The organism is Pseudoalteromonas luteoviolacea NCIMB 1942 (assembly GCF_001625595.1).
Classification (GTDB): domain Bacteria; phylum Pseudomonadota; class Gammaproteobacteria; order Enterobacterales; family Alteromonadaceae; genus Pseudoalteromonas; species Pseudoalteromonas luteoviolacea_A.
This window is the reverse complement of record NZ_AUXT01000197.1, coordinates 15,933-29,110: the sequence shown is the minus strand read 5'-3', so window position 1 is coordinate 29,110 and position 13,178 is coordinate 15,933. Positions and strand designations below refer to the sequence as shown.

At 41.7% G+C, this 13,178-nt stretch carries 10 protein-coding genes; 3 read left to right on the top strand and 7 right to left on the bottom strand.

All coding sequences use genetic code 11. The annotated features are described in order from the left end of the window. Nucleotide 1 precedes the first annotated feature (1 nt). From N482_RS19205 to N482_RS19195, 3 genes are all read right to left on the bottom strand, one after another. The gene (locus tag N482_RS19205; RefSeq protein WP_063378590.1) at nucleotides 2-2,359 is read right to left on the bottom strand and encodes a TonB-dependent receptor plug domain-containing protein; all 2,358 of its coding nucleotides are present in this window, start codon (nucleotides 2,357-2,359) and stop codon (nucleotides 2-4) included. Then, the gene (locus N482_RS25305) at nucleotides 2,356-6,081 is read right to left on the bottom strand and encodes a TIR domain-containing protein (protein WP_063378589.1); all 3,726 of its coding nucleotides are present in this window, start codon (nucleotides 6,079-6,081) and stop codon (nucleotides 2,356-2,358) included. Before N482_RS25305 ends, N482_RS19205 begins: the two co-directional genes overlap by 4 nt. Nucleotides 6,082-6,330: 249 nt before the next feature. Beyond that, nucleotides 6,331-6,849, bottom strand: coding sequence for a Crp/Fnr family transcriptional regulator (locus N482_RS19195; RefSeq protein WP_063378588.1), 519 nt, complete (start codon nucleotides 6,847-6,849; stop codon nucleotides 6,331-6,333). A gap of 212 nt (nucleotides 6,850-7,061) precedes the next feature. Between N482_RS19195 and N482_RS19190 the strand changes: the two genes are divergently transcribed. Genes N482_RS19190 through N482_RS24515 form a run of 3 tightly spaced genes read left to right on the top strand, consistent with a single transcriptional unit; the run spans nucleotide 7,062 to nucleotide 8,921 of the window. Then, the gene (locus N482_RS19190; protein ID WP_063378587.1) at nucleotides 7,062-7,796 is read left to right on the top strand and encodes an SDR family oxidoreductase; all 735 of its coding nucleotides are present in this window, start codon (nucleotides 7,062-7,064) and stop codon (nucleotides 7,794-7,796) included. 2 nt (nucleotides 7,797-7,798) lie between these two features. Further along, complete coding sequence (locus N482_RS19185; protein WP_063378586.1) at nucleotides 7,799-8,239, top strand: DUF2141 domain-containing protein; 441 nt, start codon at nucleotides 7,799-7,801, stop codon at nucleotides 8,237-8,239. 13 nt (nucleotides 8,240-8,252) lie between these two features. Then, nucleotides 8,253-8,921, top strand: coding sequence for a TVP38/TMEM64 family protein (locus N482_RS24515; RefSeq protein WP_081228094.1), 669 nt, complete (start codon nucleotides 8,253-8,255; stop codon nucleotides 8,919-8,921). A 95-nt stretch (nucleotides 8,922-9,016) separates the two neighbouring features. On the opposite strand, the gene upp is transcribed toward N482_RS24515, so the two are convergent. The 4 genes from upp to N482_RS19160 all read right to left on the bottom strand — a co-directional run bounded on the left by upp (nucleotide 9,017) and on the right by N482_RS19160 (nucleotide 13,057). Beyond that, the gene (gene upp, locus N482_RS19175; RefSeq protein ID WP_063378585.1) at nucleotides 9,017-9,649 is read right to left on the bottom strand and encodes a uracil phosphoribosyltransferase; all 633 of its coding nucleotides are present in this window, start codon (nucleotides 9,647-9,649) and stop codon (nucleotides 9,017-9,019) included. Between the two features lie 13 nt (nucleotides 9,650-9,662). Then, the gene (locus N482_RS19170) at nucleotides 9,663-10,211 is read right to left on the bottom strand and encodes an NAD(P)H nitroreductase (RefSeq protein WP_063378584.1); all 549 of its coding nucleotides are present in this window, start codon (nucleotides 10,209-10,211) and stop codon (nucleotides 9,663-9,665) included. 82 nt (nucleotides 10,212-10,293) lie between these two features. Beyond that, complete coding sequence (locus N482_RS19165; protein WP_063378628.1) at nucleotides 10,294-10,983, bottom strand: DoxX family protein; 690 nt, start codon at nucleotides 10,981-10,983, stop codon at nucleotides 10,294-10,296. Nucleotides 10,984-11,095: 112 nt separating this feature from the next. After that, entirely contained in the window at nucleotides 11,096-13,057 is a 1,962-nt protein-coding gene (locus N482_RS19160) for an FAD-dependent oxidoreductase (RefSeq protein ID WP_063378583.1), read from the bottom strand. Between the last annotated feature and the right edge of the window lie 121 nt (nucleotides 13,058-13,178).

Here is a 13,178-nt window from a genome sequence, read left to right as displayed (position 1 = left end):
CTTAAAGCTGATATTTAAATGACATGAATACTTGTCTGGGCTCGGCAGGAAACCCTTGCTCTAACCAAGCATTATTTGAAGAAACCGGGTAACGGTGATCGGTGTTAAATAAATTCTTAACACCAAACTGCGTAGATACTGGCATGCCAAAAAGTTTAGATTTAGTGAAGCTCATATCCACCAGCCACACTTTTCGCGTGTACGGACGCAGAGGGTTGATGTACTTACAGCCACCTTTTTGGGAGCACTCAGAAAAGCTGTTGTACATCCGATCTATTAGCCTGATAGATACACCGAAACCAAGTTCATCTGTAAGTGTTTTTCCAATTTTCAATTGTGCTAATTGATGAGGGGACGCTGGTACTCGAAAATCCATTTGATAGTCTTCGGCACGATAGTAGTTGAAACCCGCTCTGGCAAACAACCTTCGCCAGGTCACTTCAGTAGATAACTCAACTCCCTTACTGGCCCCTGTGCGCGCAAAGCTCTCGAACCCATGACGCACGATTAAATTGTTTAGTTTGCTGTAGTAAAGACTAAACTGAGAATTGACTGTTAAATCTATAGAGTCGTCGTTAAACTGGTTCAAATATATCAGCTCAAATGATTTCACCTGCTCTCGTGTAAATGTACTGGACGACTTTGACTCCATTCCATCGGCATTCTGACCAAACGACGGGTTTCTCGCCCCCACGCCATAAATAACTTTGAAAACAGAGTCAGGGTTGGTTTGATAAATCAGCGCGACTCTTGGCGTGTATTCAGTTGCAAGTGCTGCAACGTCAGCTTTTCGCTCATACAATGATAAAGGTTCAGTTGCGCCTGTTGAAGCGTTACAAATCGCTATCAAGCTTTTACAGCCAAAAATCATTTGGTAGCCCGAGACACGCTCGGCCCTCACACCAAGATCTATTAACCACTTGTCGTCAAAGCGAAAATCTAACTGAAAAAATAGCGAGTGGGTATCCAGCGCATCATCATGATCGAGTGCAATGTATCTATCTGCTACGTTTGGGTTATCTGTTCCAATATCAAACGTTGTATGCAAATCTAATGCCCTGCGGCTTTGCCCACCAAACCTTAAATTCATCGGCATTTGATACAGCTTGTAACCATTGATAGCTAACTCCCATTCAAACTGCAGCGCTTTTGAACGATAGCTAGCAAAGCCATAGGTAACGCCACCTGCGGAGTAGTCTTGCATCGAGTTGTGGGAAAAATACCCAAAAGTCATTTTGGTTTGCCCAGCGCCATCCCTCCAAGGGTGTCTATAACTCATGCTGAAGTTAGATCCGTTAATATCTGCATATTGCCGTCCAGTTAACGTCCCCAAATGCTCTGTAGCAAACCTTAAATCTGCTAGCACCCCTTTTTTTGCTTGGGATAGATTCGCGTTGAGCACCAGGTTTTTTCTGTAGTTAGAAGACAACCCCAAAAAAAATGATTGCCCTGATAATGAATCACCATAATTTGAAGAAAACTCGGTCCCAGTACTTAGGCCTTTCGTATCAAACTTTCCCGACTCCAAGCTTGCGCCAAATGATAGAGTATGATTTGTATTTCCCTCATATGAGAGCTTGGCGGCGAACCTTTTGTCGTTTTCATTGTTGAATGAAAACCCAATCCGATCATAGCTAGCGTCGTTTGATTCACTTGAATCAGCGCGCGTAATAATATTTATGGTTCCCAAGAGAGCTTGATTACCATATGTAACAGACATCGGTCCACGCACCACTTCAATCCGTGTAATTGCAAGTACTGGTATATCAATTCGGGTTAAGGGAAATTGGCCCCAATAATCTTCGTATTGGGCCACACCGTTAATCATAATTAGAAGCCCATTATTGACTCCACTACTCATATAGCCACGTACCCCAACGTTCGCCCCAGAGCCTGTCCAACTATGCTCTTCGATTAGATACAAGCCAGAGATATGATTTAGTACCTCATTTAGGGTTTGATACCCGAATTTGGTGATTTCTGCCTGAGTAATAACAATTGCACTTGCTGGTGTGCTCGCCAGCGTCTGAGCTTGTTTGCCACCTGTAGAGAGCATGCTATTGAGTGAACCTGTATCTTGAAATTCATAAGGCTCTAGAGAGGCGTATACTAGTTTGTTATTGGGCGCGGTGAGCGTTTCGCTGTCGAAACCTCGCAATGAAAATGTGAGCTTATCGCCAGCGCTAGCATCTATCACAAACGACCCATATTCATTGGTGAATGCCACGACTCCATTGCGCACATTGATAACTTTAACCTCATTTAACCAATCATCACTTATTGCATTAGTGACCTTGCCAATGACCTTAGCTTGACTTGAGCTTACCCAGAGGATGAGAAATATGACCCAATACTTCATAACTCATTTGCTCCTTGTTGTATTTTCTTTTCTGCGCGTGTAACTAAATGTCTAATACTTAATGGTAAAGGGACAATCAGACCACTATCTGTCCCCAAATAAATAAAGGCCCCATCGCCACTTTCAACATGAGTGGCACTGTACACCCAGTTAGAATGCTTTACTTCTATTGGTGCTCGATTAGAAATGTGTGCACCGAAAGGCCAAAACTTAACGGTGCCACCGACCCCAGTACTTATCATTTGCTGCATTGTGGGAACATAAAATGCTTCTGAAATTGGGTGCTCATGTGCTTTACCTCGCCTAACAAGAGACACCTCATTGCGCCCCAAGATAAAGCTGCTGAACACACTTTTAGAGTCGACAATTACCAATCGATTGGTAACAAACTGGGCATGCGAAATAGGAGCTTCATGTGGTTCGCGCCAAACCTCTTTGTAAGCTCCGTCACTTTTCAGCCAAAGGGACAAATCCTCCTGTGTTTGGGCGAAGATATAATTCATATCGCTACTTGCGAATAACGAAATTGCTTTGGTGAAGGAATGTCGCTCTTTATCAGTGTTTGTCTGATCAATGCCAACTAAGTCGCTACCGCTTTGAACCCAAACCTTAAACTTTTCTATACGTAGAATTTTTTGAACGGAAATATTTGTGGTATTGGAAACTAATGTCCATTTTTCACCATGTTTGATTAACTCATAGATTTTATTGCTATCACTTAGGAGCAATGTTCTACCATTTTCTGACTTTACTTGGGCAACTTTGAAATCGACCTGATATTCAAACAGTTTTGTCACTTGCCACTGATTATAAAATTGATGCGCAACCAAACGCTGACCTCTATCAACACTAAACAAAGTACTGTCTGATTGTGAGTAAGTGAGGTGATCGACTGGTGCAGAGTGGGCCTTAATTGAAATAAGTTGTGGCTTAATTTCTTGATACAGCAGGTTATAGAGTGTGTTGTTTCTCACATCAGCATCCAAGCTGAGCAATTGACGATACGCTTCGAGTGCAAGCGAAACTCTCTCCTTACCTTCATTTTGAATTTGAGCTTGATATATCAACGCTTCAATTTCAGCAATTTGCTTTAATCGCAGCGCCTTAGCAGCTTGTGTTTGCGCCTCATTTTGGTGTAAAAGTGCCGCCTGTTGCGCTTCTTCTGCTTGGCGCTTTAATGCAAGCGCGAGGTTTTTTTGCTTTTGTGCATTGTCTTTCTCTCGCTCTGCTCTTCGCTTCTGCGTATTGGCAAGTTCGGTTTTAGCCTGCGCTAATAGCGTTTTTTCCTGAGCTTTTAGGCGTGCTATTTCCGCTTGTTCGGCCAATAAATTGGCTTCCTCCGTTTTCTTTTCTAGCGCCGCATTTTTAAGTTGAATGGCAAGTGTTTGCTGCTTTGCAATACGACCATCTCTAATCGCATTCAGGCCAAGAAATAAAGAGATACAACATAGAAATAAAGACAATACAGAAAATATTTTTAGTCGGTTTTTATTTTTTCGCTCATTTCTCTTCGCATGTTCAACAAAGGTTTTACTCTGGTTTATAAAATAAATTAAATTTTTGTTTGGTTTTGGTTCATTGACGTGTGTCAGCGCACCCTCTAACCAAGCGCTTGCCAATATTGACTCTGTATTGCCCAGTAAAAATTCATCTGTACATTTTTGCTCATTCCAAAAATGGAACTTTTGCGACCAGTATCGATAAGACTCTAGGTACTCAGTGTTTCCGCTAATTTTTGCAAGCAAATGCGTGAGCGACACTTCTAAAAGCTCGTCGGCTTCAAACGCTGATTGAACATGCTCTATATAAAGCTCGTGATAACTCGCATCCCTAAAACGCTTTAGCTTAATAAAGGTAACCGGTTTACCCAACTCATTGGCAATGCTCAATAACTTATTAACGTATGCAGATAAATGGCGTGGTAAAACAACGATAACTCTACAAGAAGAAGCAATCATTTCTTTGTATTGGATGTCAGCTTCTTCGCAGAAGTCATCCTCAGTGAAATGAACAGTTTTCTCTAACTCAGTCAGGCGGCGTTTGAGCCGTAATGCAAAATGGCTGTCTTCTGTATCTGCACAAATAAATAGGTCTACGCAGTTGTCGACACGCTTTTCCAGAGCTTGAGCACTATGTTCAACGAAATCGATAAGGATTTTAGGGGCGCCGTACGTAGACCGGGCCTGAGCAATGGCAAGAAACTGCTGATAATCGACAAGTTCATTATTAGTTAATAAAATACCGTTACTCTTTCTTTCGTCCCACTGAACCGCTCTGCAAAATAATCGGTTTCGTAATGTTAGGTATTCTTTATCTTGCTCAAGGTAATACAAAAGCAGTTCACATAGTGCCTGCGCGCATGATTTGTCATCAAAACGAACAATCTGGCCTAAATCAGACCCTTTTTCAGGAGAGAGGTTTTCAAGCAAAGTGAAGCTCACTTTGTCGTTGTTACGCACATACTCTCGCACATATTTCCATGCTGAGGTGTAATTTGCACCATCACTGGCCAGCACAACGATAAATGTCGCAGTGCCTAACCGCCTGTATAAAAGCTGATCTAATGAGCTACTTTTTACGTCGTCTAAGATTTCTGTAACAGTCACGTATCCCTGCTGAATTAGGTAGTGACATAGTTCGTTTACTCGCGCTTGATCTCGAGAGTGATGCACCAAGCAAATATCGGACATGTCATCCTGATGATATAGCCGAGACGCATTAATAAAGCTGGTATGCTCAACGAGTGGATACACTTCTAAATCTTTAGTACGCCTAATTTGAGCTAGCCAACAGCAAGCATTGAGCATCGCTTTACCATAAAGTAAGTCTTCATGCCCTTTGAGAGAACTTACCCATTTATCTGCATATAAGAGCAACTCACAGTGAGGATGTAGTAATTCTGTGTGTTGGTTTAGTACATTGACCAACATAGAAAGTGTTTGGGTATAAGTTCGATGACAATGAAACATCATCCAGTTTAGTTTTTGTAACTTTTCAGGAATATCACTTTCACTTGCGCCCATATCCATATGATGGATTGGTATGATGCGTTTATTAAGTTTGAGTGCTGTTTGAATTTCACGTTGGCAATACTCGGAATTAACAGAGTGTGGCGACAAAATAAAACAAAAATTATGGGAGTAACGGATCCCCTCATCTATTTTTTGTTGGAATTCAACTGCGATAGCAATATTTTCAGTATCCAGCCACACTTTGTAACCCTGATCAATAAGCGACTGTCGGAGCTGGACTGCGAACTCTTTACTGTGCCTTCGGCCGTAAGAGATAAATACATCGTAAATATCGTTTTCCGTCTCAGGAGGTCTAATTTGTGCTGCTTGGCGAAAAAAGTCGGCAATTTCGTCTAGGGACTTAAGCCATACAGCCCCATTTCTTTCAACTAAATCGCCAATGTCCTCCAACACCGTCAATTGTTGGGTGGTAAAGCTCTCATCACCATCTTCTTCTAAGTAACAATAAATTGTTCGGTCAGTGCGTTTGTATGATGTGTCGACAACTTCGGCGAGCGCAAACAACCCTTCTATTTTTGGGGTAATTACAAATAGACAAAAATCAGCGGTTTCACGCGCGATAAGCTCTCTCTCGTAACACTGCTCGTCCCAGTGCTCTACTACTGGATTAAAATAGTCCACCGCCAAGTTAGGAATTAGCTTGTTACGCCAAGTAGACTGGTTACACGTTCCCCCCAGAAAAACTATCATGCAAACGCCTTTTATTATGTAAATGCCTAAAAACCATTGCTTGAGGTTTGATGCGCCACTACTTAGGTAAATTGTGTGCGAGTCAACCACAGCAAATAGCGACCGACTTGAACAGCTGCGTTTAACCGCGATTTCAAAACTGCGTCGCTATGGGTCAAATATAAAAAAAGGTCAGTAAAATGAATGGGGTAAATGTACGAATTAATGCACCAAACTTACGCGATATGCCATTTCGCACGGTTTAGTTCATCATTGATGCTTAATCCTGCTTAATGCAACCGGAGTGATGCCCAGATATTTGGCAATGTCATTTTGAGTTAGCTTTTTAACTAGTTCGGGGTCGGTGCGTCTTAAATTGTTAAATCGCTCTGTCGCGGACAAGGTCAGCAATTCAAATTCCCTGCGCTCTTTTTTAAGTGCTAAGCCCAACAGTATTTGCACAACTTCTTGTGAAATAGTAATTGATCTTTTACTTTCATCAAGCAGCTGACTAAAAGGGAAGCGAATTAAAACACTTGTATCTAATGCCTCCAAGCTAAACGTACAAGGTGCAAGGCAAAGCGCTGCGTTTAAACTACCAATGATTGAATGTTGTTTGATAAATGACTTGATGGTTTCTTTGCCGTTAGCTGTAACATAAAAGGCTTTTAACAAGCCATGCTCAACGAGGTAAATATACTCACAGTCATCACCTTGCTTAAATACTCGCGCACCCTTTTCAAAGTGATACCGTACGCCCTGCTCTGTAATTAAATTTTGTAATTCCATTTTTTATCTACTGTATTTTTTATGTTAAATACGTACTATCAGAAAATTAAGACTAACCAACCCCTCTTGGGGCCAACCCACTTGGGGTTAAATTTAAAAGTGTCACCTCTCAAACCCAGACTGATTAAAATTATGAGTTTTTAACATAGGTTAATGCTACTCCACTTTACTAAGCGCTAAATTAGCACAAAGCTTAAAACGGAGACGCACCTTTGAACCTTAGAAATAAAGTAATCATAATTACAGGAGGCACTTCTGGCGTTGGTCGTCAATTAGTGGCTTTAATGTGTGAGAATAACACAGTAATCGTAATTGCCCGCCACACAGTTAGGTTAACCGAATTAGACAACGCTCACCAAAACATACATGTTTTTTCTGCCGACCTTTCAGACTCAACTCAATACAAGGATTTAGTTCAAAAAATTCAGCTGAGATTTCCTGTCGTTGATGTATTAATCAATAACGCCGCAGTACAGAATACTCAGACATTCACAGATACAAACTTTAAATACGAAACGATAGCACAAGAAATCAACGTTAACTTTAATGCTATTTGCTCACTGCCTTACCTACTCCTACCAAACCTGAAGAATGCCAATGAACAAGCCATTATTTTGAACATTAACTCGGGACTGGCACTAGTGCCCAAAAAAAGTTCTGCGGTTTACTGTGCCTCAAAAGCGGCAATGGATATATTTTCGCAAAGCCTGAACTACCAATTAGAGCATACAAATATCAGTGTGCTTCAAGCTTTTTTGCCATTAGTCGACACACCAATGACGCAAGAACGCGGTGCTTCCAAACTCAGTTCAGAACAAGCCGCAGCTGAGATTATAAAAGGCTTAGAAAAACAAGTCCCAATCAATAACATTGGTAAGGTTAAGCTACTGAGGATTTTGACTACTTTAACCCCGCCACTTGCCAGAAAACTCTTGAAAAGGTCTTAATTATGAAAAGTACATTTCTCCATTCGGTTGTATTTGGAGCGCTATTAATAGTGTCACAAATGTCGTACGCAAAAACTATTGAAGTAAATATTAACGGTGTAGATGCATCAAGAACTGGACAGATAATGGTGATGTTATTCGGACAAGACGGATTTCCCACTAACCATGAAAAAGCAATAAAAACGCTATATTTACCCCCAGATTTAACAATACATAAAGTCAGTTTTTCTGTACCGAATTCTGAGTTTGCTATCAAAGTTTTGCACGATGAAGATAACTCTGGAAAAACATCTAAAAACTGGACTGGCATAATCCCATCAGAAGGCCTTGGTTTCTCTAATGGCGTCACTATTAGTTGGCGGGGTGCACCTAAATTTAAAGATGCAAAACTCAGCCTAGCAACACTTACTAACTCAATCGACATCACCATTCGATATCCATAAGCCAGAGGTCACAATGAAGCCAATTTTAAAGCTAATGTTTGTTCTCATATTCTTTTTTGCATGTACCTTCGTAGCCTTGAAAGCAAGTGGCCTACTCAGTCTGGACGCCATAGAAAGCTGGCTGACGTATGCACAATCTCTTAACTCTTATGTCGTCACGGTTATAGTTATTGCGCTACTGCTACTGGATCTATTCGTCGCAGTACCAACGCTGACAATTATCATACTTGCAGGTTATTTTCTTGGCCCCACTATGGGCGCTCTAAGCGCGATAATAGGTATGTTGCTAGCTGGATTGGGAGGGTACTGGATAAGTCACATTTACGGTCATGTGCTTATAGACAAATTGATAAAAACTGAATCAGAAAAAGCGTTGGCTGTATCAAGCTTTAACATCAGAGGACCTGTTGTTATCTTACTATCTCGCGCATCCCCTATATTACCTGAAGTCTCAGCGTGTATGGCTGGTATGACAAAAATGCCGTTTAAAACATTTTTAACGTGTTGGCTAATGAGTACTATTCCCTATGCAATAATTGCCGCGTATGCAGGCTCTGTAAGCACATTGGAAAATCCAAATCCCGCAATATATACCGCGATTGGGTTAAGTGGCTTTTTCTGGGCAAGCTGGTGGGTGTTCAAAAAGACCACTTCAAAATCGACTCGTGCAACAACTTCCTGAGTAAATAATTTAAAAAATAGGCTGAAAATTCATTTCAGCCTATTAGAATCCACAATAGTAGCGCGTAACTTATTTAAAAAATTTGTGTTAAATGGCTACACTTGCGTACCAAAAATTTTGTCACCAGCATCACCTAAACCAGGCACAATGTAACCGTGCTCATTCAAGTGACTGTCAAGTGCAGCGGTGTAAACATCAACGTCAGGGTGCGCTTTTTCAACGGCTTCCACACCTTCGGGCGCCGCAACTAACACGATAGCAGTGATACTTTTGCAACCTGACTTTTTAAGCAAGTCAATCGTAGCAATCAATGAACCGCCCGTTGCCAGCATCGGATCAATAACCAACGCTCGCCTCGATTCCAAATTACCCACTAATTTTTCAAAGTACGACACAGGCTCTAATGTTTTCTCATTGCGCTGTAATCCAACCACACTGATTTTAGCAGCGGGAAGCAATTGCATCACACCATCAAGCATACCGAGTCCAGCACGTAAAATAGGCACAAGCGTAATCTTTTTACCCTTAATTTCTTGTACGTCTAAATCTTCGCCCGTCCAACTTTTTATCGTCTTTGTATCTGTAGGCAACTCTCTAGTCGCCTCATAGGTAAGTAGGTTGCCAACTTCAGAAACTAGCTCACGAAACTTTTTAGTCGATATGCCATGCTCACGTAAAAGACCAATCTTGTGTTGCAATAATGGATGTTCAACAACATGTAGTGCCATAGAAGCCTCTCGTTTATAGCTCAGTGAAAAATGATGACGGTTCGTGGCGCACTGGTTTTGTGCACTGCACAGTTGGAGTCCCTAGATACAAGTAACCCACAATTTCATCTTTCTCGTTAAGTCCTAATTCTCTTTTAACCGTCGCACTTTGAGCAAAGAAACCCGTTCTCCAAACACCAGAAAGATGCTGAGCGAATGCCGCTTGCTGCATCGCAAAACAAGCACACCCTGCACTTTCAATTTGCTCGATACGTGGCACTTTTGGATGTTCTTGATACGGAGAAACGGCAATGATCATCATAGGAGCTCGATGAGGTAGTTCTTTGGCTCGCGAAATGGTGCGATCATCCTGATTCTCTTCAACAGCGGCTTTGTAGTAAATCTCTCCGAGCTTATCTCGGGCGTCTTCATTTACAACAATAAACTTCCAAGGCGCAAGCCCGCCATGATCAGGCACTTTCAGCGCCGCTTTTTTAATGTTCTCTAATTGAGACTCGCTAGGACCAGGAAAGGACAATTTGCTATCCGATTGCCGAGTCAGCAATAGCTCTATTGCATCCATTTGAAATTCCTTACTAATAAACAAACACTGGCTATTCTAACGTGATCTAAAAGGGAAAGTTTAGTCCTTTCCCTTATATTTTTCAGTCATTGCTGCCTAACTTGCGCGATAGCCAGTAATCTATGCTGAATAATCGCCCACCCCCAGTAAAAAATAGACTTAGGAACATAGCAAAATAGATGGCGGCAAACTCAATGCCATTATTTAAAACAACGATGTTGCCCTTTTCATATAGATACTCAGGAAAGCCATGGGTACTCACAATGGACTTTATACGCTCTAAACGCTCAGCCACTTCTAGGCTGTTTTCTAGGCTTTTTTGCGCTGTATCACTACCTAACCACGCAAATACTTGTGCGGCGCTGGTATCTGGGTTTGCTGGGGCAACTGAAAACCAGCCGTTGTGCCAATGCACCTGAGTGGCCGCAACAAACATGGTGACCATAAGCGGGATTGACACTAACCTTGTTAACAAGCCTAACAATATCAACCAGCCACCCAAAAACTCCGTCCATCCCGCCAAAAAAGCGAGTAAATCAGGAAAGGGTAAGCCAAGTCCCCAATCTGCATTGCCAAACCAAGCAACAACATTTTCATCTGCCAAAAAGCTTTCGAAAAAGCCGGCGTTTTCTTTACTAAGGTTGAGTTTGTTATAGCCAGCAATAATCATAACTGGCGCAATGATTAGCCTAAGCAATAAAGGAGCAAGGCCACTCATTATTTCAGTTTTTTCTATGCTAGTTTGATAAATAGATTGGATATTTTTAATCATAGGGACATCTACACTTTTTTGGATATTCATACAGTGTAGACCGAACCACATTAAGTTTTATTGCAGCATAAAAAAATCGGCCACTAATGGCCGATTTAATATCTAGTTTAATTTAGATCTTTCTAGCTACTTGGAGTGCTTCAAATATCGCTCTCTTGGCATCAATTGCACTGGCCAGCAATGCACCACCTATAACATGATGTTTTTCTGGTAGTTGCTCTCTATTAAAGTCGCTTTCGTTTGATGTTTGTCCGATACATGCAATCACCGTATCAACGTCTAATGTTTGCTCTTGTCCATCAATACGTACTACTAAGCCTTTATTAGAAAAAGAAATATATTCGCAACCAGCTATTTGTTCCACTTGGTGGTGCTTTGCAACGGCTCGATGAATCCAGCCTGTCGTTTTGCCTAGACCTGAGCCAAACCGACCAGCACTGCGTTTTAACATATACAGCTTGCGTTTTTCTGTCGACGGTGCAACTTGTTGCTCGATACCCCATTGACTCTTAAAATCCGCAATACTTTGATTTGCAGGTTCTGTGAGAAACGCCACCATATCAAAACCAATACCACCAGCACCTAGAATAGCAATTTTATCACCTAATTCAGCTTCCTTTCGGATGACTTCATCATAGGTCAATACGCGCTTTCCATCGCGGCACTCAATTTTTGATAAACGGGGGCTTACACCTGTAGCAAAAACAACTTCATCATATTGTTGTCCAATTTGTGCGCTGTATTCACGCCCAAGCTCCATATTCACACCCAGTCTCTCTACTTCATTTAAAAAGTACTTCAGTGCTAACTTGAAGTCTTCTTTACCAGGTATGCGCATAGCGAGATTGAACTGACCACCCGCGTGTGTATTTTTGTCAATTAGTGTCACGTTGTGACCTTTTTGCGCCAAATAACAGCTTGCTGATAAACCAGCAGGTCCAGCGCCCACCACTAGCACATTTTTGGATACTTTGGTTTTTTCAAGCGGGTAATCTAGTTCAAAACCTGCCTGAGGGTTGACCAAACATGTCGCTCTCTTGCCTTTGAAAACATGGTCCAAACACCCTTGGTTACAGCCTATACAAACGTTGATTTGCTCAGATTTATTTTGTGCGTACTTATTAAAAAACTCTGGATCTGCCAAAAGCGGCCTCGCCATAGAGATAAGGTCAGCCTCCCCCTTGTCTAAAATATTATTCGCAAGGTCTGGTGTATTGATCCTATTTACCGCCACAACAGGTATGTCTACGACATCTTTTAAGCGCTTTGATGCCTCCCTAAAAGCGCCGGGAGGCACCATGCTCGCGATGGTTGGAACTCTTGCCTCATGCCAACCGATGCCCGTATTTAATATATCAACGCCGGCGGCTTCTAGTGCTCTGGCTTGTATTATGACTTCATCAGATGTGGAACCATTGGGTACAAGATCCATCACAGAAAGCCTGAATACGATAATAAATTTATCTGAAACTCTTGCCCGAACGGCCTTAACAATGTTGATAGCCAAGCGCATGCGGTTTTCTAGGGACCCACCGTATTCATCTTCACGCTGATTAGTATGTGGTGCCACAAACTCATTAATTAAATAACCTTCGGACCCCATGATCTCTACCCCATCGTACCCAGCTTTTTCAGCCATGTAAGCCGACTTAGCAAAGTCTTTTATGGTGTTTTTGATCATGCTCAATGACATAGATTTTGGTGTGTAAGGGTTTATCGGTGCTTTAATTGGACTTGGTCCAACATTAAAAGGATGATATGCATATCTGCCAGCATGCAACAGTTGCAAACAGATTTTTCCATCGTGTTGGTGCACAACATCTGTGTATGCTCGATGTTTAATGACATCGTAGCGACTGTTGAAAGAAGACGAAATCGGGGTTAGCTTACCGCGTAAGTTAGGGCTATACCCGCCCGTAATAATCAGCCCGACACCACCTTTAGCTCGCTCCTCATAAAAAGCACGAAGTCTTTTTCGGTTGTGCCAACCCTCTTCCAACCCTGTATGCATTGATCCCATGACCAAGCGGTTACGTAGCTCAGAATTTTTAAGTTGTAGTTTTTGTTCTAACATTGCTCGCCCCAATGTAACTGGTCTTACCTGTGAACATTAACCGTTTTCAAGATTTTGGCAAGTAAAAAGGACAAATTATTTATTCAAAAATAATGAAAATTTTGAATCTTTAGTCAAATAT